General features: G+C 71.4%; 17 protein-coding genes. 6 read left to right on the plus strand and 11 right to left on the minus strand.

What is annotated here, in order from left to right; translation table 11 throughout:
* Positions 1-217 precede the first annotated feature (217 nt).
* The 3 genes from mobB to BM419_RS21580 all read left to right on the plus strand — a co-directional run bounded on the left by mobB (position 218) and on the right by BM419_RS21580 (position 2,489).
* On the plus strand, positions 218-736 hold the full coding sequence (gene mobB / locus BM419_RS21570; protein ID WP_170855200.1) for a molybdopterin-guanine dinucleotide biosynthesis protein B: 519 nt from the start codon (positions 218-220) through the stop codon (positions 734-736).
* Between the two features lie 4 nt (positions 737-740).
* Positions 741-1,997 (plus strand): molybdopterin molybdotransferase MoeA, encoded by a 1,257-nt coding sequence (glp, locus tag BM419_RS21575; RefSeq protein ID WP_056530454.1) that lies wholly within the window; start codon positions 741-743, stop codon positions 1,995-1,997.
* A 138-nt stretch (positions 1,998-2,135) separates the two neighbouring features.
* Positions 2,136-2,489, plus strand: coding sequence for an avidin/streptavidin family protein (locus BM419_RS21580; protein ID WP_091927625.1), 354 nt, complete (start codon positions 2,136-2,138; stop codon positions 2,487-2,489).
* A gap of 93 nt (positions 2,490-2,582) precedes the next feature.
* Here the strand turns inward: BM419_RS21580 and BM419_RS21585 are convergent, their stop codons facing one another.
* From BM419_RS21585 to BM419_RS21620, 8 genes are all read right to left on the minus strand, one after another.
* Positions 2,583-3,794: an acyl-CoA dehydrogenase family protein gene (locus BM419_RS21585; protein WP_091681624.1), complete on the minus strand. Its 1,212-nt coding sequence runs from the start codon at positions 3,792-3,794 to the stop codon at positions 2,583-2,585.
* A gap of 283 nt (positions 3,795-4,077) precedes the next feature.
* Positions 4,078-6,231 (minus strand): PAS domain-containing sensor histidine kinase, encoded by a 2,154-nt coding sequence (locus tag BM419_RS21590; RefSeq protein WP_091927626.1) that lies wholly within the window; start codon positions 6,229-6,231, stop codon positions 4,078-4,080.
* A gap of 157 nt (positions 6,232-6,388) precedes the next feature.
* The gene (locus BM419_RS21595; RefSeq protein ID WP_091681621.1) at positions 6,389-8,083 is read right to left on the minus strand and encodes an AMP-binding protein; all 1,695 of its coding nucleotides are present in this window, start codon (positions 8,081-8,083) and stop codon (positions 6,389-6,391) included.
* Positions 8,084-8,147: 64 nt separating this feature from the next.
* A complete protein-coding gene (locus tag BM419_RS21600; RefSeq protein WP_091681620.1) occupies positions 8,148-9,062 on the minus strand; it encodes a hydroxymethylglutaryl-CoA lyase in 915 nt (304 codons plus the stop codon).
* The gene (locus tag BM419_RS21605) at positions 9,059-11,077 is read right to left on the minus strand and encodes an acetyl/propionyl/methylcrotonyl-CoA carboxylase subunit alpha (protein WP_091927627.1); all 2,019 of its coding nucleotides are present in this window, start codon (positions 11,075-11,077) and stop codon (positions 9,059-9,061) included. The genes BM419_RS21600 and BM419_RS21605 overlap by 4 nt, the downstream gene beginning before the upstream one ends.
* A gap of 10 nt (positions 11,078-11,087) precedes the next feature.
* On the minus strand, positions 11,088-11,876 hold the full coding sequence (locus BM419_RS21610; RefSeq protein ID WP_091927628.1) for an enoyl-CoA hydratase-related protein: 789 nt from the start codon (positions 11,874-11,876) through the stop codon (positions 11,088-11,090).
* Between the two features lie 10 nt (positions 11,877-11,886).
* Positions 11,887-13,494, minus strand: a complete 1,608-nt coding sequence (locus tag BM419_RS21615) for a carboxyl transferase domain-containing protein (RefSeq protein WP_091681615.1) — start codon at positions 13,492-13,494, stop codon at positions 11,887-11,889.
* Positions 13,495-13,510: 16 nt separating this feature from the next.
* Positions 13,511-14,680 carry an isovaleryl-CoA dehydrogenase gene (locus BM419_RS21620; RefSeq protein ID WP_091927629.1) on the minus strand — a complete coding sequence of 390 codons (1,170 nt, stop codon included), beginning with the start codon at positions 14,678-14,680 and terminating at the stop codon, positions 13,511-13,513.
* A gap of 172 nt (positions 14,681-14,852) precedes the next feature.
* On the opposite strand from BM419_RS21620, the gene BM419_RS21625 reads away from it, so the two are divergent.
* On the plus strand, positions 14,853-15,455 hold the full coding sequence (locus tag BM419_RS21625; protein ID WP_091927630.1) for a TetR/AcrR family transcriptional regulator: 603 nt from the start codon (positions 14,853-14,855) through the stop codon (positions 15,453-15,455).
* 30 nt (positions 15,456-15,485) lie between these two features.
* Here BM419_RS21625 and BM419_RS21630 read toward each other — a convergent pair whose 3' ends face one another.
* Positions 15,486-15,683 carry a hypothetical protein gene (locus tag BM419_RS21630; RefSeq protein ID WP_056530425.1) on the minus strand — a complete coding sequence of 66 codons (198 nt, stop codon included), beginning with the start codon at positions 15,681-15,683 and terminating at the stop codon, positions 15,486-15,488.
* Positions 15,684-15,953: 270 nt separating this feature from the next.
* On the opposite strand from BM419_RS21630, the gene BM419_RS21635 reads away from it, so the two are divergent.
* On the plus strand, positions 15,954-16,172 hold the full coding sequence (locus BM419_RS21635) for a DUF6894 family protein (RefSeq protein WP_020094827.1): 219 nt from the start codon (positions 15,954-15,956) through the stop codon (positions 16,170-16,172).
* 636 nt (positions 16,173-16,808) lie between these two features.
* On the plus strand, positions 16,809-17,177 hold the full coding sequence (locus BM419_RS21640; RefSeq protein WP_091927631.1) for a response regulator: 369 nt from the start codon (positions 16,809-16,811) through the stop codon (positions 17,175-17,177).
* Between the two features lie 119 nt (positions 17,178-17,296).
* On the opposite strand, the gene BM419_RS21645 is transcribed toward BM419_RS21640, so the two are convergent.
* Together BM419_RS21645 and BM419_RS21650 are read right to left on the minus strand one after the other, a co-directional pair.
* Positions 17,297-17,503, minus strand: a complete 207-nt coding sequence (locus BM419_RS21645) for a hypothetical protein (RefSeq protein ID WP_020094825.1) — start codon at positions 17,501-17,503, stop codon at positions 17,297-17,299.
* A gap of 158 nt (positions 17,504-17,661) precedes the next feature.
* Positions 17,662-18,213 (minus strand): PAS domain-containing protein, encoded by a 552-nt coding sequence (locus BM419_RS21650; RefSeq protein WP_244492098.1) that lies wholly within the window; start codon positions 18,211-18,213, stop codon positions 17,662-17,664.
* Positions 18,214-18,361: the final 148 nt, after the last annotated feature.

Consider the following 18,361-nt stretch of genomic DNA (forward strand, 5'->3'; position numbering starts at 1 on the left):
TCGTGCATGGCGTGCCCGTTCGGGTCCGTTGGCGTGGCGCTCGCTCGTGGCATACCAAATGGCAGCCGTTATAGCGGAGGTGTTATATCGTTTTTGAAGTCGTTTCAATTTGCGTGACGCCGGGGCCGCGCGTCCCGGCGGCGCGGCCGACGCTTGCCCTGAGCCCTCGCGCGGGGCAGTGGGAACGGCACGAGAGGGGCTGTCAGCGGTGTCCGGCATGCGCGTAATCGGACTCGCCGGGTGGAGCGGGGCCGGCAAGACCAGCCTGCTGGTCCGGGCCATCCCCCTGCTCGTCGCCCGCGGGGTGCGGGTGGCGACCATCAAGCACGCCCATCACGACTTCGACACGGACTGGCCCGGGAAGGATTCCTACGAGCACCGCAGGGCGGGCGCGAGCGAGGTTCTGATCTCGTCGGGCCGCCGCTGGGCCCAGGTCCACGAGCTGCGCGACGAGCAGGAGGCGAGCCTGGGTCAGCTCCTGCGGCGGATCAGCCCGTGCGACCTCGTCGTCGTGGAAGGGTACAAGCGGGAGCCCATCCCCAAAATGGAGGTCCATCGCGCCGAGAACGGCCGCCCACCCCTCCATCCGCTGGACACCACCATCGTGGGCATCGCGAGCGACGTCGCGTTTCCGGCCTCGGGCATTCCCGTCGTAGATCTGAACGACGCGGCGGCGGTGACGGGGCTGATGCTCGACGTGGCCGTTCCCTTCGAAGACGTCCTCGGGAGGCTCTAGCCGGATGGCCCAGCTCAGCGACGACTGCTTCGCGTTCGGCGGCCCTCTGATGACCATCGAGGACGCGCACGCGCTGTTCGGCGAGCGCCTCGCAGCGATCGTCGGCACCGAGGACGTTCCCGTCCCGGACGCCGACGGGCGCGTCCTGGCCGAGGATTGCGTCGCGCCCATCGACGTCCCGCCGTTCCCCAACTCGGCCGTCGACGGCTACGCGGTCCGTTTCGCGGACCTGCGCGCCTCCGATGCGACGATCCTGCCGGTCGGCGCGGTCGTCGCGGCCGGCGCCTCCCCCGAAGGCGTGTCGGTGGCGGGCTCGGCCGCCCGGATCTTCACCGGGGCCCCGATGCCGGCGGGGGCCGACACCGTCTTCATGCAGGAGGACGTCCAGGTCCTGCCCGACGGCCGGGTGTCCCTGCCGCTCGGGCTGAAGCGGGGCGCCAACAGCCGCGACGCCGGCGAGGACGCGGCGAAGGGCTCGACGATCATCGCGGCCGGCCGGCGTCTCCGGCCGCAGGACCTGGCCCTGGCGACCGCGGTCGGCCTGCGCACGCTGAAGGTCCGCCGCACCCTGCGGGTCGGCGTGTTCTCGACGGGCAACGAACTCGTCGAGCCCGGAGCGCCCCTGGGGCCGGGCGCGATCTACGACTCGAACCGCGTCCTGCTGCTCGCTCTTCTCCGGCGGATGGGCGTCGCGGCGCGCGACCTCGGCGTCATCCGCGACGACCCGGCGGCCCTCGCGGCCAGGCTCTCGGCGGCGGCCGCCGAGCACGACGTGATCCTGACTTCGGGCGGCGTGTCGACCGGCGACGAGGATCACGTGAAGACCGCCGTCGAGAGCATCGGGCGCCTCGTGTTCTGGCGGCTGGGGATCAAGCCGGGACGGCCGGTCGCGATGGGCATGATCGACGGCAAGCCGTTCCTGGGCCTGCCGGGCAACCCGGTGGCTGTCTACGTCACCCTGCTGTTCGTGGTGCGGCCGCTCCTCGCCCGGCTCGCCGGCGAGGCCTACGCGCCGTCGCGCGGATTCACCGTCAGGGCGGCCTTCCCCTATCGGAAGCGCGCGGGCCGCAGGGAGTTCGTCCGGGTCAGCCTCGCCCGGGACGCCGACGGCGCCTGGGAGGCCCGGAAGTTCCAGCGCGACGGCGCGGGCATGCTGTCATCGCTCACCGAATCCGACGGCCTCGTGGAGCTGGAGGATGACCGGACCGAGGTCGTGCCGGGCGACGCCGTGCGGTTCCACCCGCACGGGGCCCTCTGGTAGCGGGGCCGCGCTCAGGGCCTCACGAGACGCGGACCGCGCCCCAGCATTGCCGGGCTCGCGCATCCGTTATATCAAATCTGCTATATCGCTTGTGATGGGCCGTGCGAGCGGCCGCTCGATCGGCGGGCTTGAGCAACGATGTTCGATGGTGTCTGGCGGAGCCAAGCCGGCGCGGAACTCCGCCTCCTCCAGATGGGCGAGGCGGTCTCCGGAACCTACACCGCCGCCGATCCCGGCTACGCGCAGACGCATCGAAGCCGCATCCTCGTCGGCACGGCCGAGGGCGACATCATCGGCTTCGTGACCAGCACGTCGTCGCCCCAGGAGATCACGGCCTGGACCGGGCGCCTCGTCCGGACCGACGAGAAGACGGCCGAGGCGATCCACGCAGTCTTCCACGCCGTCGAACGGTCTCCGCAGCCGAAGGCCGTGGCCGATCACGTCGCGCTCGAGACGACCATCTTCTCGAAGGTCGAGAACGCCTGTTCGTGAAGCCAGGGCCGCGTCCCTCCTCGATGGGGTCCCGAGGAACGGGGGCGACCGTGGCGCGAGGAGCGGTCGGCGCATGCGTGATCGGCGACGGCTCTAGATGAACGGCGCGTCGGCTTCGAGGCCCAGAAGGATGCGACCGGTCGGCACGAGCAGCCGGTCCTGATAATGCATGTGCTGACAGGCCGCGTAGACATCGCGGAGCTGGCGCGCGAACGGCAGGTCTTCGAGGACGGCGGAACTGCCGGCCGCCTCGTACATGCTCGTGACCACCTGCTTCCCGACATGGCCCGCGTACCAGCAGGCCCGCCGAAGCTTGGCCTGCCACGCGAGCGTTATCGGATGGCCGTTCTCGGCTTCCCACCAGAATTCGGAGACCGTGTCCCGGGCGAAGGCGCGCGCGGCACCGAGGCTCGTCTCGGCACGCGCGATCGCGACCTGGACATCCTCGCGAAGTCTCAGGGGCACCTTGCCGCCATGCGGTGTCTTCGTCTGCGCGAGATCGATGAAGGCGTCGATCGACGCCCGGGCGATCCCGAGCGGAACACCGATGGCGGCGATCGCGGCCGCCGATGCCATGGGCAGCATGTAGAGGGGCCTTCTGTCGCGAGGCATCATGAGGCTCGCGCCGTCGATGGTCTGCTCGTTCGGCACCCAGATGTCGGTGCACGCGACGTCGTGACTCCCGCTGGCCCGGAGCCCCCCGGCATTCCAGTTGCCGACGACCTCGACATCCTTCGAGGCGATGAAGACGCCGCGCAGCGACGGCCGCCCGTTCTCGCCGAGCTTCGGCCGCTCGCCGTCGATCTCCACACACATCAGTGCGGACACGGAACTGTAGCGGCAGAAGCTCGCCCAGGACCAACGTCCGTTGATCCGCCAGCCGGATCCATGGCGAACCGCTGTTCCCGTCGGCTGGCCGCTCCCGCTGCCCGCGAACTTCCTGCCGGCAGGGATGAGCGAACGCATCACGTCCGCGTCGATCAGGTCGGCGAAGCGTGACGCGCCCCCGGACGAGATCGCGGCGCACCAGGCGACCGAACCGTCGAGTTTCGCCAGAGCTTCGATCGCCGCCAGGACGCTCAGCGGATGCGCTTCAGGACCGCCCAGGCCCCGCGGAAGCCAGAGCTGCGCGAGACCGGCGTCGATGAGCGCCTCTGCGACCGGCTCCGGCAGGTCCGGGCCGACAGCCAGGGCCGACCGGTGCTCCGCGATGAGGGGCCGAAGCGTCGCGACGGTCGCGAGAAACGCCGCGTCCGGATCTCCGGCTCGCGCGGCAGGGCGGATCGAGGGGGCGACACCGTTCATTCTCAGACCTCATGACTGTCCGAGATGCATAGTAAGTTCGGTGATCGGCCGCTTTCGTGTCTGTCGGAAGAGTTTTTGGTTACGGTCGTAACTGGAGGCGCCGTCAGACGATATTATCTGCCGGTCGGGACGCGGTAGATCGCGCTGTAACGGTTGTCGTTGAATTTTTTCGCGCTGGATCCGCGATGATGATGCTCGAATGCTTCGGGTGGACGGTCTCGTGATCGCGGAAGCCGCTGACCAACCTTGACGGATCGCGCGCGCATCGCGGCCTTCGCGCAACCTAGGACACCGGCATCTCGATGCGGCAGCGCACGCCGTCGCGGTCCAGCGCGTACTCGACCGTGGCGCCCAGGGCATATGCCAGCGCCTCCTGGATCAGCTCGGTCCCGTAGCCGCGGCGGGTGACGCGCGCCGCCTGCGCGGGCAGGCCGCTCTCGATCCAGCACAGGGCCAGTCGGCGGCGCTCGCGCCGGTCGCGCACGATCTCCCAGGTGACGCTGAGATGGCCGGTCCCGGTCTTGAGCACCCCGTGCTTGACCGCGTTGGTCGTCAGCTCGTGGACGGCGAGGGCGAAGTTCTGCACCTGTCGCGCGGTCAGGTGCACCTCGGGGCCGGCGACGGTCATGCGGCCGGTCGCGCCGTCGACGTAGGCGGCCAGCTCGGCGCGCACCAGCGCGCCCACCTCGACCGAGTCGCTGCCGTACTGGCTGAGCAGGCCCTGCGCGCGGCTGAGCGCCTGCAGCCGCGCCTCGAACGCCTCGACCGAGCTGCCCTGCCGCAGTGTCTTGCCCGCCACGGCGCTGACGACGCCGAGGAGGTTGCGCGTGCGGTGCTGCAGCTCGTTGATCAGCACTTCCTGGCGCGCCAGCAGCCTGTGGTGGTCCGTGACGTCGATGTTCACCCCCGACCACTTGCGGATCGACCCGTCGGGGTTCGTGATCGGCACCGCGCGGACGTTCGACCACCGCCAGGACGCGCTCGGGGCGTGCCACAGGCGATACTCGTGATCGACCGCCGTCCGCGTCGCGACGGCCTGCCGCCACTTCGCTTCCGTGAGCGCCCGGTCGTCCGCGTGGATCGCGTGGATCCAGCCGCGCCCGAGCCACTCGTCCGGGCGCTGCCCGGTGAACGCGCGCCAGCCCGGGCTGTCGACCTCGATGAGGCCCTCGGCCGAGGCCTCCCAGCTGAACTGACCGAACCCCTCGACCAGCCCGCGGAACCGCTCCTCGCTCGCGCGCAGATCGTCCTCCACCCGCTTGCGCGCGGTCACGTCGCTGGCGGCGCCGAACCATTCGCGGATCTCGCCGTCGTCGTCGAGCAGCGGCACGGCCCGGGACAGCGCCCAGCCCAGGCTCCCGTCCGCCTGCCGGACGGGGTGCTCCAGCTCGAACATCGTCTTGGATCGGATCGCCCGCTGGATGGCCTCGCGCAGGCGCGGCTGGTCGGCCGGATCGATGTAGGCGCTCAGCCAGTCGTCGTTCGGGGTGACGGTGTCGGCCAGGAAGCCGCGGCCCTCCAAGACCCGCAGCTCGCTCCAGTCCGGGCTCATGCGGTAGATGACGTCCGAGCTGGCCGTGACGAGGGCGCGGAATCGCTCCTCGCTCGCGCGCAGCCGATCCTCGGCGCGCTTGCGCTGGAGGATGTCCTTGAACAGGACCGCCACCTGCCGCCGTTCCGGCGCCCCGATGGGGAAGGCGTAGACCTCGTACCAGCGCCCGAGCGCGTCGGCGCGGTCCTCGAAGCGTTCCGCCTTGCCGGTTCGGACGATCCGGCCGTAGGTCTCGAACCAGTGCGGCTCGAGGTCGGGCGCCAGCGCCCGGACCGTCCGGCCGACCGCGTCGCGGAGCCCGGTCTGCTGCTCGAAGGCCGCGTTCACGGACAGGAAGCGGTAATCGACCGCCCGCCCGGCCGCGTCGAACAGGACCTCGATGGTGCAGAAGCCCTCGTCGATGGCGTCGAAGAGGTTGCGGTACCGGGCCTCGCTCGTGCGCAGCTTGGCCTCGGCGCGCAGGCGCTCACCGATCTCGAAGCCGGTCATGTGGACGGCCATGACCTTCCCGTCGGCGTCGCGCACGGGCACGAGGAGCGCGTCGAAGACGTCCTCCGCGGCGCCCTCGCCGCGGGTGTCCAGCGGCTGCCCGGCCACCTGCACGGCCTCGCCCGCGAAGGCGCGCGCGTAGAAGTCCGCGACCGTCGCCCACCCCTCCGGGAACGTGCGCGCGAGCGGCCGGCCGAGACCCTCGGGGTGCCAGGCGCCGTAGAGCCGGGCGGCGGCGTCGTTGTAGATCAGGAGGCGCTCGGGCCCGCAGACGAGGGACGCGACCAGCGGGCTGGCGAGCAACTGCTCGACCATCACCTTGAGGCGCTCCGGCCAGCGGGCGGCCGGCCCCAGCGGCGTCCGCTCCCAGCCGAAGTCGCGGATGCGCGCGGCCATCTCGCCGTCGCCCTGTGGCCATGCCGACACTGATACGCCGCCTCGGTGATGTCGCGCGCCAGCATGTCCGCTCGCGGTGCGCGCAGCAACGTTCAAGCCCGATCGGACGACGAAATCTTCGTTCCGCCGGGCGATGACAGCATTCGCGGAGACCGGCTCAGGCCGTCTCGGATCGCGCGAGGCCCAGCTGCTCCTCCACGCACCGACGCATCACGAATTTCTGGATCTTTCCGGAGACCGTCATCGGGAAGGCGTCGACGAACTGGATGTATTTCGGGATCTTCTGATGCGCGATCTGCCCCGCGCAGAACGCGCGCACCGCCGGCTCCGACAGGGTCTCGCCGTCGCGTAGCCTGATCCAGGCGCACAGCTCCTCCCCGTATTTCGGATCGGAGACCCCGAAGACCTGGACATCCTGGATCTGCGGGTGCCGGAAGAGGAACTCCTCGATCTCGCGCGGATAGATGTTCTCGCCGCCGCGTATGACCATGTCTTTGATCCGGCCGACGATGTTGCAGTAGCCCTCCGCATCCAGCGTCGCGAGGTCGCCGGTGTGCATCCATCCGGCGTCGTCGAGGACCTCCGCGGTCCGCGCGGCATCGCCCCAGTAGCCCAGCATGACCGAGTAGCCGCGCGTGCACAGCTCGCCGCGGGCGCCCCGCGGCGTCACGCGTCCCTCGGGATCCACGATCTTGACCTCGAGATGCGGGTGGATCCGGCCGACGGTCGTGACGCGCCGCTCCAGCGGGTCGTCGCTCGAGCTCTGGAAGCTCACCGGGCTCGTCTCGGTCATGCCGTACGCGATGGTGACGTCGCGCATGTTCATCTGCTCCACGACCCGGCGCATCACCGCGATCGGGCACGGCGCGCCCGCCATGATCCCGGTCCGCAGGGAGCGGACATCGAAGCGCGCGAACTCGGGATGGTCGAGCTCGGCGATGAACATGGTCGGCACGCCGTAGAGCGCGGTGCAGCGCTCGGCCTGCACGGTCTCCAGTGTCGCGCGCGGGTCGAAGCCCTCGCCCGGAAACACCATGGCGCAACCGTGGGTCAGGGCCGCGAGATTGCCCATCACCATGCCGAAGCAATGGTAGAGCGGCACCGGGATGCAGATCCGATCCTCGGCGGTCAGCCGCATCGCGCGGCCGACGAAGTGGCCGTTGTTGAGGATGTTGTGGTGGGTCAGCGTGACGCCCTTCGGGGCGCCCGTCGTGCCGCTGGTGAACTGGATGTTGGCCGCGTCGTCGAACTGCATCGCGTCGGCGAGGTCGCGCAGGGCGCCGGTGCCGGCCGCGTCGCCCCGGGCCGCGACCGCGTCGAACGGGACCGTCCCCGGGGTTGGCGGTCCGCCGATCTGGATCACCGTGCGCAGGTGCGGCAGGCGGGCTGCGGACAGCCGGCCCGGCCCGGAGGCCGCGAGTTCGGGGGCCAGGGTGCGGAGCATCCCGAGATAGTCGCTGGTCTTGAACGCCGTCGCCGTGACCAGGGCGGTGCAGCCGACATTGTTGAGCGCGAATTCCAGCTCCGACAGCCGGTAGGCCGGGTTGATCGTCACCAGGATCAGCCCCGCACGGGCGGCGGCGAACTGGGTCAGCACCCACTCGGCGCGGTTGAGCGACCAGATCCCGATGCGGTCGCCGGGCCGGAGGCCGAGGGCGAGCAGGCCGGCCGCGAAGGCGTCGGCTTGGTCCCTCAGCTCGCGCCAGGTCCATCGGACGCCCTGGGCGTGCGCGACCAGCGCCAGGTGATCCGGCCACGCCGCGGCGGCGCGATCCAGGGCCTGGCCGATGGTCAGGCCGAGCAGGGGCTCGCCGATCGCCCCGTGGACATAGCTCACCGCCCGGTCGCTCATGTCGTCCTCCCTCGTTCCTCCGAACGCGCGCGCCGCCGCGGCGCTGTCCGAGGCCGCCCTTCGATCAGGGTGTCGGCGGCGGCGCGGCGGCCAGCGCGCGGGCGACCTTCGAGGCCGGCTCCCGGCCGAGCTGGGACGCGATCGACCGCCCGGCCGCGGCGAGGGCATCGAGATCGATCCCGGTCTCGATGCCCATGCCGCGCAGCATGTAAACGACGTCCTCGGTGGCGACGTTGCCGGCGGCCCCCGGCGCGTAGGGGCAGCCCCCGAGGCCCGCCACCGCGGCGTCCACGGCCGACACGCCGAGTTCGAGGCAGGCGAGGATGTTGGCCAGGGCCTGCCCGTAGGTGTCGTGGAAGTGCAGGGCGATCGCCTGCAGCGGCACGTCGGCGGCCACCCGCTCGACCAGCCGCCGGGCCGCGCGCGGCGTCCCGGTCCCGATCGTGTCGCCGAGGGCGATCTCGTGGCAGCCCATCGCGTGGAGGGACGCGGCGACGCGGGCGACCGCCGCCGGCGCGACGTCGCCCTCGTAGGGGCAGCCCAGGACGCAGGAGACGTAGCCCCGCACCCGCAGGTCGTTCGCGCGCGCCGCCTCCAGCACCGGGGTGAAGCGGTCGAGGGTCTCGGCGATCGAGCCTTTGACGTTGCGCCGGGAGAAGCTCTCGGAGGCGGCGGCGAACACCGCGATGTCCCGGACGCCGGAGGCGAGGGCCCGCTCCAGGCCCTGCAGGTTCGGGACCAGAACGGAATAGCCGACCTCGGGCCGGGGGCGCAGCCGCGCCAGAACCTCCGCGGTCTCGGCCATCTGCGGCACCCATCGGGGCGACACGAAGCTGCCGGCCTCGATGCGGGTCAGCCCGGCCTCGGCCAGGGCCTCGATCAGCGCCACCCTGGCGGCGATCGGCACCGGCGCGGGCTCGTTCTGGAGCCCGTCGCGCGGCCCGACCTCGATCACCTGCACCCGGGCCGGATAGCTCATGCGGGCCGCTCCTCCGCCGCGAAGGTGACGATCTCGGTGCCCTCCTCGACCATGTCGTCGACGGCGTGGCGGGTCTCGGCGACGGTGCCGGCCTGCGGCGCGCGGAGGGTGATCTCCATCTTCATCGCCTCGATCACCGCGAGCGGCGCGCCCTTCTCCACGGCATCGCCGGGCCGCACCCAGAGCTGGGTCAGGCGGCCCGGCACGGGCGCCGTCACCCGGTCGCTACCCGACGCCTCGGTCCGGGGCGGGGCGAGGGGATCGACGTGGACCAGCGTCGCGTTCCGGCCGCCGACGATCACCGTCAGCTCCGCGCCGCGGCGGACCGTGCGCAGCCGGCGCCAGACGCCATCCAGCATCAGCCGCTCGCCCTCGGCGTCCTCGGCGAGCGCCGCCAGGACGGTGCCGCCCGGCAGGTCGAGGCGGGCGCTGCCGTCGGGGAGGGGGCATGCCCGCAGGGTGACGGGCGGCGCGTCGCCGTGGCGGAACTGCAGCTCCTGGTAGCCCGCCCCGTTCATCCGCCACGCATCCGGATCGGCCCAGGGCGACCACGGGTCGCCGCTCGCCAGCGCCTCCGCCGCGACGGCCGCGCGCCGGTCGCGCAGGACGGTCAGGGCGGCGGCGGCCCAGAGCGCGGGATCGACCGCACCGGTCGCGAGCGGCGCCAGCAGGTCGTCGGCGTGGCGGGCGATGAAGCCGGTGTCGAGGTCGGCCGAGCGGTAGGCGGGGTGGCCGGCGACGGCGCGCAGGAGATCCAGATTGGTCGTCACGCCGACCACCTCGTAGGCGGCGAGGGCGGTTGCGAGCTGCCGGATCGCGGCCGCCCGGTCCTCGCCCCAGACGACCAGCTTGGCGATCATCGGGTCGTAATCCGGGGTGATCCGGTCGCCCTGCACGATGCCGGTCTCGACCCGCACCCGCCCCGGCACCTCCGGCGGCTGGCGCAGGTGGGCGAGGGTGCCGACCGCCGGCAGGAAATCGCGCGCCGGATCCTCGGCGTAGACCCGCGCCTCGATGGCGTGGCCGCGCAGGGCCAGATCCGGGGCGCCGAGCGGCAGCCGCTCGCCCGCGGCCACGCGCAGTTGCCACTCCACTAGGTCGAGGCCGGTGACCATCTCGGTCACCGGGTGCTCGACCTGGAGCCGGGTGTTCATCTCCATGAAGTAGAAGGTCTCGCCCTCGGCGATGAACTCCACCGTGCCGGCGCCGACATAGCCGACCGCCCGCGCCGCCGCGACCGCGGCCTCGCCCATCCGCGCGCGCCGGACCGGATCCATCCCCGGGGCGGGCGCCTCCTCGATCACCTTCTGGTGGCGGCGCTGGATCGAGCAGTCGCGCTCGAACAGCGAGACGGTGTTGCCGTGGCTGTCGGCGAAGACCTGGATCTCGATGTGCCGGGGGCGGGTCAGGTACGCCTCGATCAGCACCCGGTCGTCGCCGAAGGACGCCCGCGCCTCGCGCTGCGCGCCGGTCAGCGCGGCCTTGAACGCCGCGGCCGCCTCGACGACGCGCATGCCCTTGCCGCCGCCGCCGGCCGAGGCCTTGATCAAGACCGGGTAGCCGATCCGGGCGGCCGCCTCCTTCAGCGCCGGGAGATCCTGCGCGGCGCCGTGATAGCCCGGCACCAGCGGGACCCCGGCGCGCTCCATCAGCGCCTTGGCCTCGGCCTTGGAGCCCATGGCGCGGATCGCCGCCGGGGGCGGGCCGACGAACACGAGGCCGGCCCCGGCGCAGGCGCCGGCGAAGTCCGCGTTCTCCGACAGGAAGCCGTAGCCCGGATGGATCGCCTCCGCCCCGGCGCGCCGGGCGACGTCGAGGATCCGCTCGGCCACGAGGTAGCTCTCGCGCGCCGGGGCGGGCCCGATCGGCCACGCCTCGTCGGCCATCCGAGCGTGTCGGGCGCCGGCATCCGCCTCCGAATAGACCGCGACCGTGCCGATGCCGAGGCGCCGGGCGGTGGCGATCACCCGGCAGGCGATCTCCCCGCGGTTGGCGATGAGGATCTTGCCGAACATGGCCGCCCCCTCAGTCCCGCCGCCACGGGGCTAAGCGCTTGTCGAGGAAGGCGGCGATGCCCGCCTGCCCCTCGTCCGAGGCCCGGCGCCGGGCGATGCGCCGGCCCGTCTCGCGCCCTAGGTCGGCGTCCACCGGCCGCCCCTCGCACAGGAAGACGAGGTCCTTGGCCTCGGCCTGCGCGCCCGGGGCGCCCCGGAGGATGTCGCGCAGCACCTCCGCGCCGGCCGCCTCCAGCCGGTCGTCGGGCACCACCTCGTGCACGAGGCCGATCGCCCGGGCGCGCTCGGCGGAGAAGACCTCCGCGGTCTGGAACAGGCGCCGGGCCCAGCGCGGGCCGATCGCGTTGACCACGTAGGGGCCGATCGTCGCCGGGATCAGGCCGAGCCGCACCTCGCTCAGGCAGAACCGCGCGCTCTCGGCCGCGATGGCGATATCGCAGCAGGCGGCGAGCCCGACGCCGCCGCCGTAGGCCGCCCCGTGCACGAGGGCGAGCGTCGGCTTCGGCAGCCGGTCGAGACTGTGCATCAGCCCCGCGAGCCCGGCGGCGTCGGCGAGGTTGCTGTCGAAGGACTGGCCGGCGATCCGGCGCATCCAGGCGAGGTCGGCGCCCGCCGAGAAGCTCTGGCCCGCGCCCGCCAGGACGACCGCCCGGATCCCGGGAGCGGCGCCCAGCCGGTGCAGGGACGCGGTGAGGGCGGCGATCAGGCCGTCGTCGAAGGCGTTGTGCTGCTCCGGACGGTTGAGCGTCAGGGTGGCGACTCCGCGCTCGTCGACCGTCTCCAGCAAGGTGCCGCTCATCCCGCGCCTCCTACATCCGGAACAGGCCGAAGCGGGTCTCGGGAATCGGCGCGTTGAGGCTCGCCGAGAGACCGAGCGCCAGGACGCGGCGCGTGTCGGCCGGGTCGATCACCCCGTCGTCCCAGAGCCGGGCGCTGGAATAGTAGGGGTGGCCCTGCTCCTCGTACTGCGCCCGGATCGGCGCCTTGAACGCCGCCTCGTCCTCCGCCGACCACGTGCCGCCGCGGCCCTCGACACCGTCGCGCCGGACCGTGGCCAGGACCGAGGCGGCCTGCTCGCCGCCCATCACGCCGATCCTCGCGTTCGGCCACATCCAGAGGAAGCGCGGCCCGTAGGCCCGCCCGCACATGCCGTAATTGCCGGCCCCGAAGCTGCCGCCGATCAGGACGGTGAATTTCGGCACCGCCGCGGTCGCGACGGCGGAGACCATCTTGGCCCCGTCCTTGGCGATGCCGCCGGCCTCGTAGCGCCGGCCGACCATGAAACCGGTGATGTTCTGGAGGAACACCAGGGGCACGCCGCGCTGGGCGCAGAGCTCGACGAAGTGGGCGCCCTTCAGGGCACTCTCCGAGAACAGGATGCCGTTGTTGGCGACGATCCCCACCGGGTAGCCCCAGATATGGGCGAAGCCACAGACCAGGGTCTGGCCGTAGAGGTGCTTGAACTCGTCGAAGTCGCTGCCGTCCACCAGCCGGGCGATGACCTCGCGCACGTCGTAGGGCGTCCGGCGGTCGGCCGGCACCGCCGCGTAGATCTCCTCGGCGGCGTAGCGCGGCGGCTCGGGCTGCCGCGGCGCGAGCGCGGGGCGCTTCACCGCGTTCAGGTTGGCCACGATGCGGCGGGCGATGCCGAGGGCGTGCGCGTCGGTCTCCGCCATGTGGTCGGTCACGCCCGAGATCCGGGCGTGCACGTCGGCGCCCCCGAGTTCCTCGGCGCTGACCACCTCGCCGGTCGCGGCCTTCACCAGCGGCGGCCCGCCGAGGAAGATCGTGCCCTGGCCGCGGACGATGATCGACTCGTCGCACAGCGCCGGCACGTAGGCGCCGCCGGCGGTGCAGGAGCCCATCACCACGGCGATCTGGGCGATGCCCTGCGCCGACATCGTCGCTTGGTTGTAGAAGATGCGGCCGAAATGGTCCCGGCCCGGGAAAACCTCGTCCTGGCTGGGCAGATGCGCGCCGCCGCTGTCGACGAGGTAGAGGCAGGGCAGCCGGTTCTGCTGCGCGATCTCCTGCGCCCGGAGGTGCTTCTGCACCGTCATCGGGAAGTAGGTGCCGCCCTTCACGGTCGCGTCGTTGGCGACGATCACGCACTCGCGCCCCGCGACGCGGCCGATGCCGGTGACGATCCCGGCCGAGGGGACCTCGCCGCCGTAGAGGCCGTGCCCGGCGAGCTGGCCGATTTCCAGGAAGGGCGAGAACGGGTCGATCAGCGCCCGGATCCGGTCCCGGGGCAGGAGCTTGCCGCGGGCGCGATGGCGCTCCCGCGCGGCCTCCCCGCCGCCGAGCCGGACGCGGTCGGCGGTCGCGCGCAGGTCCGCCACCAGGGCGCGCATGGCCTCGGCATTGGCGCGGGCCTCGGGCGCGCGCGGATCCAGAGCGGATTCGATCACCGGCACGGCGCCCGCTCCCCGCTCAGGCCGTCTCGGCGAACAATTCGCGGCCGATCAGCATCCGCCGGATCTCGCTCGTGCCGGCGCCGATCTCGTAGAGCTTGGCGTCGCGCAGCAGGCGGCCGGTCGGATAGTCGTTGATGTAGCCGTTGCCGCCGAGCGCCTGGATCGCGTCGAGGGCTACCGCGGTCGCGCGCTCGGCCGCGAACAGGATCGCGCCCGCGGCGTCCCGGCGCGTCGCCCGCCCGCGGTCGCAGGCCCGCGCCACCGCGTAGACGTAGGCCCGGGCGGCGTTCGTCGCCGTGTACATGTCGGCGATCTTGCCCTGCATGAGCTGGAACTCGCCGATCGGCCGACCGAACTGCCGGCGCTCGTGGAGGTAGGGCAGCACGACGTCGAGGCAGGCGCGCATGATGCCGAGCGGCCCGGCGGCCAGCACGGCGCGCTCGTAGTCGAGGCCCGACATCAGCACGCCGACGCCGCGCCCGACCGCGCCCAGGACGTTCTCCTCCGGTATCTCGCAGTCCCGGAACAGCAGCTCGCAGGTGTTCGAGCCGCGCATGCCGAGCTTGTCGAGCTTCTGCGCGGTGGAGAAGCCGGGAAAATCCTTCTCGACCAGGAACGCCGTGATCCCCCGCGGACCGGCCTCGGGATCCGTCTTGGCGTAGACCACCAGGACGTCGGCGTCGGGACCGTTGGTGATCCACATCTTGGTGCCGTTCAGGACGTAGCGGTCGCCGCGCCTGTCGGCCCGCAGCCGCATGGAGACGACGTCGCTCCCGGAGCCCGGCTCGGACATCGCGAGCGCGCCGACATGCTCGCCCGCGATCAGCTTCGGCAGGTAGCGCCGCTTCTGCGCCTCGGTGCCGTTGCGGCGGATCTGGTTCACGCAGAGGTTGGAATGCGCGCCGTAGGACAGCCCGACCGAGGCCGAGGCCCGGCTGATCTCCTCCATGGCCACGGCGTGCTCGAGGTAGCCCATGCCGGCGCCGCCATAGGTCTCCTCGACGGTGACGCCCAGAACGCCGAGGGCGCCGAGCTTGGGCCAGAGGTCCGCGGGAAACGCGTTGCTGGCATCGATCGCCGCCGCGCGGGGGGCGATCTCGGCGCGCGCGAAGCGCTCCACCTCGGCGCGCAGGGCGTCGGCCGTCTCGCCCAGGCCGAAGTCGAAATCCTGCAGGCCGATGGGCATCGCGCGTCTCCTCGCCTGAGAATCGGGCACTCGCCTCTTTGAAACGAACGTACGTTCGTTAAGCGAGGCTGGCAAGGCGATTTACGAACGGTTGTTCGTTAGCCTATAGCGAGGATCGGCGTGAGCATTCCCCGGTGTCTGTTGCGCTCTGAACTGTCTTCGGAGTGTCTTCGTGGGTCGCACCGCCGGATCGAACGGGCCGCGCACGGCCGCCGCCATCCGCCGGGCCGGGCTTCGGCTCATCTATCGCCACGGCTACGAGGCGATGACCCTGCGCGCCCTGGCCGCCGAGGTCGGGATCCAGGCGGCCTCGCTCTACAACCACATCCGCAGCAAGCAGGATCTGCTGTTCGACATCGTCCGCGACCACATGGAGACGCTGCTGGCGCGGACCGACGCGGCGCTGGCGACGGCGACCGGCACCCCGACGGACCGTCTCCGCGCCTTCGTGGCGCACCATGTCACGTACCATCTCGAGAAGAAGCAGGAAGTCTTCATCGCGAATTTCGAGCTGCGCTCGCTCGACCCGCCGCATTACGCGGCGATCGTCGCCCTGCGCCGGGCCTACGAAGACCGATTGGTCGCGCTGCTCGAGCGGGGATCGGAGGCGGGGGAGCTGGACGTCCGGGATGCACGGGTCGCCGGCTACGCGATCCTCGGGATGCTCACCAGCGCCTGCACGTGGTACCGGCCCGACGGCCGGATGACCAAGGCGGCGATCGTCGCCCTGCACACCGACATGGCGTTGCGGGGTTGCGTCAGGCGTCAGCCATAGACCCCGTCGCGCCGGGGAAGGGCGGTCGCCTCAGATCAGGCCGCCCGGCGGTGCGGCGGTGAGGGTCCTGCCGGCCCGCGTGACGAGCTTGGCGAAGGCCAGCGCCGCCGCCGAGGCCTGGGCTTCCGAGGGGAAGGTGCGGTCCGAGGTCAGGACCGGCATCTGCGTCGCATCGAGGAGGACCCAGGTCCACAGACGGGTGTCGGTCGCGCGGATCTCGAAATGCATGGCGAACTCGTCGGGCAATGGCACATGCCCGCACAATGCGCCGCGAAAAGGCCTGACGCGTTAAGAGCTTGACTGGCGCAACAACCTGCGTCGGCGCGCACCGGCCTTGCCCCCGACATCCTCGCAGATCACAGGCGGGAACCTGCGCCGCCCAGGGCGGATCTCGCCACGATCTGCCCCGACTTGGCATGCCAGCTTGGCTTTATCCGGCCATTCGATGCTACCCTCGCGCGGTCGGCATGCCGTGCCGACGGCGTGAGCAGGAGCGACATGGTAGAGCGGTACCATTTCCGCCTGAGGGGGCCGGACGAGGTCATCGAGGACGAGGAGGGCGTGCTGGCAAACTCGATCGAGATCGCCGTGGCCGAGGCGACGCAGCTGATCGCCGAGATGCACGCACGGGGCGAGTTGCCCGATCCGGACGAGCGCTGGTGCGTGGAGATCCACACCACCGACGGTGTCGTGCTTCGTTCCCTTCAGCTGTACTGAGCGCTGGGCGCGGGGCGCGGGAGCTTGCGCAGGATCAGGCGGATGTGTTCGCGGAGGGTGATCGCCTCAGGCGGCGGACCGGCACCCGGAGGCTCGACCGCTATCTCCGGACCACCCAGCACCGAGGCGTACATCGAGCTCTCCACGCTTTTCGCGAGCAGTAACCATCAGCCGTAGCAAACCGTTGCAAGCATCATAAGTCAGGTTTCGCCCTACAGGACGCGGCCGCTTCTACTTCGACAGGGGCACCCGGCTCGATGGGCGACTTCCGGATATGAAGTCTCTCGCAGACGAGGCACATATTTCGGCGGCCGCGAGGCCGGCTGAGTCAGGTATTCGCCTGGACAGGTCGGCGCGGCACTGGAGGCGCGTGCCGCATCGGTCAAGGACGAGGCTGCGGCGGCGCACGCTGATCTCGGCGACGGCGCCCGGAAGCCCGGCAAGCGCGGCGATGACTTGCCGGATCGGTGACCGAAGCGTCCGGCCCGGGTCGCGCAGGGTTGGCCTCGTGCGCCGCGTGCGCGGTCGGGAAGTCGACAGCGCCGCCGGCGAGCCGGATCTGTCGAAAGGGTCGCAGGCGTCGGAAAATCCCCGGCCACGCTGAAACAGGCGACCCGGCGATGCAGTTGCCGCTGCATGTCAGGACCTCGCCCCATCACCGTCCTCGCCGAGGACGAAGAGTTCAGCCGCCTCGTCGCGGCCGACATGCTGACGGCGTTGGGGTTCGAGGTGCTGGAGGCGGAACACGCCCAGGGCGCGCTCCAGCATCTGGAGGCATGTGACGGGGCCGTCCTGCTCTACACCGACATCAACATGCCCGGCACGATGGACGGCCGCGCGCTCGCGCATGCCGTCCGGGCACGCTGGCCGGAGACCCGGATCATCGTCTGCTCGGGCTGCGATCCGCGCGAGGCGACCGCGCTGCCCGAGGAGGCCCATTTCATCGCCAAGCCCTGTGGGGAGAAACTGGTGCGCAAGGCGCTCAAGGCCCTGCACCTGCACTAGGGCCGCTCCCGACCGGATCGGGCGAGGGGGCATGTCGCGGCTGCCTCGCCCGGCGACACCTGTCCTCCAGCCGTCGCAGCACGGTCGAGAACGGCCCGCGCTGCGCTGTCTGGGCGGCCTCAGCTCGCGAGGAAGGCGGCCAGCCCGGCCAATCCCGAGAGGGAAGCGCGGCTTTCCTCCAGGCACCGCGCGTTCAGGTCCGCGGCCAAACCGTCGAGCTTGGCCTGGAGCAGGCCGATGCTGGCCGGGGACAGGTTGCCGGGGAGCAGGACGATCACGTCGCCTTCGTCGAGGTGTATCGTCTCGCGGATCGCAGCATCAGCCATCGGAGCCTCCACCGGGAATACTGATCTCTCGGCCTGTCGGTAAGCTCTCACGGGCCGAGGCCGCCGACCGTGCTCCGGCACACGCCCTCGAACACTGACTCGCGTCCGTGGCAATCCGGGGAGATCCGCGCCGGCGTCCCGCGGGCAGGACCGTCCGGCTACGCCCGAGCGCGCCGCGCCAGCGCTCGCCCGACCTCGAACAGCGCCAGATCCGACACCTGTTGCAGCCGCTGGTGGCCCATCGCGACGATCGCCGCGCGCGCCTGCAGGAGGTGATCGATCGCGAGGACCATCGGGTCGTCCGCCGGCAGATCGCCCGCCGCGCTCGGAAGGAAGGGGCCGCGGTGGCTGTCCGTGGTGTCGATGATGATGCCGCGACCGCGCATCCGTCCCGCCGGATCGGGCGTGAGGCTGCCACGGTCGAGAACCCATCGAACCTCGCCGCCGTCCGTGAGGACGCGGTACTCGGCCGAGACGGGGCCGCCGGTCTGGCGCGCCCGGGCGATGCGCGCGAAGACCCAGTCGCGATCGTCCGGATGGGTGCATCGAAGGGCGATCTCGATGGGCAGCGGGCGCCCGGCCAGGGTCGCATCCCCGGCGAGCAGCGCCGCCGTCCCCTCGTCGAGGAGGGATTGTCCCGCCGACACGTCCGCTGTCCAGGCGCCGACATAGCCGGCCGCGCGCAATGCAAGATCAGCCGTAGTCTGCAACAGCCTGGCCTCCTCCGGCGCAAATCGGATCGCACAAACCCGATCTCTGGTAGCGATATACCAAAATCGATATTCGGTACCAGTATCATACCGTCCATGCCGGAAATTTGGCAACTTCTAGTATCTGCGTGACCCGAAGATATACAAC

The organism is Methylobacterium sp. yr668, assembly GCF_900116245.1.
GTDB lineage: Bacteria > Pseudomonadota > Alphaproteobacteria > Rhizobiales > Beijerinckiaceae > Methylobacterium.

Excerpts from the sequence above, each read along its gene's own strand:
- mobB (WP_170855200.1), top strand. The coding sequence starts at position 218 with ATGCGCGTAATCGGACTCGCCGGGTGGAGCGGGGCCGGCAAGACCAGC.
- glp (WP_056530454.1), top strand. The coding sequence starts at position 741 with ATGGCCCAGCTCAGCGACGACTGCTTCGCGTTCGGCGGCCCTCTGATG.
- BM419_RS21580 (WP_091927625.1), top strand. The coding sequence starts at position 2,136 with ATGTTCGATGGTGTCTGGCGGAGCCAAGCCGGCGCGGAACTCCGCCTC.
- BM419_RS21585 (WP_091681624.1), bottom strand. The coding sequence starts at position 3,794 with ATGAACGGTGTCGCCCCCTCGATCCGCCCTGCCGCGCGAGCCGGAGAT.
- BM419_RS21590 (WP_091927626.1), bottom strand. The coding sequence starts at position 6,231 with ATGGCCGCGCGCATCCGCGACTTCGGCTGGGAGCGGACGCCGCTGGGG.
- BM419_RS21595 (WP_091681621.1), bottom strand. The coding sequence starts at position 8,083 with ATGAGCGACCGGGCGGTGAGCTATGTCCACGGGGCGATCGGCGAGCCC.
- BM419_RS21600 (WP_091681620.1), bottom strand. The coding sequence starts at position 9,062 with ATGAGCTATCCGGCCCGGGTGCAGGTGATCGAGGTCGGGCCGCGCGAC.
- BM419_RS21605 (WP_091927627.1), bottom strand. The coding sequence starts at position 11,077 with ATGTTCGGCAAGATCCTCATCGCCAACCGCGGGGAGATCGCCTGCCGG.
- BM419_RS21610 (WP_091927628.1), bottom strand. The coding sequence starts at position 11,876 with ATGAGCGGCACCTTGCTGGAGACGGTCGACGAGCGCGGAGTCGCCACC.
- BM419_RS21620 (WP_091927629.1), bottom strand. The coding sequence starts at position 14,680 with ATGCCCATCGGCCTGCAGGATTTCGACTTCGGCCTGGGCGAGACGGCC.
- BM419_RS21630 (WP_056530425.1), bottom strand. The coding sequence starts at position 15,683 with ATGCATTTCGAGATCCGCGCGACCGACACCCGTCTGTGGACCTGGGTC.
- BM419_RS21635 (WP_020094827.1), top strand. The coding sequence starts at position 15,954 with ATGGTAGAGCGGTACCATTTCCGCCTGAGGGGGCCGGACGAGGTCATC.
- BM419_RS21640 (WP_091927631.1), top strand. The coding sequence starts at position 16,809 with ATGTCAGGACCTCGCCCCATCACCGTCCTCGCCGAGGACGAAGAGTTC.
- BM419_RS21645 (WP_020094825.1), bottom strand. The coding sequence starts at position 17,503 with ATGGCTGATGCTGCGATCCGCGAGACGATACACCTCGACGAAGGCGAC.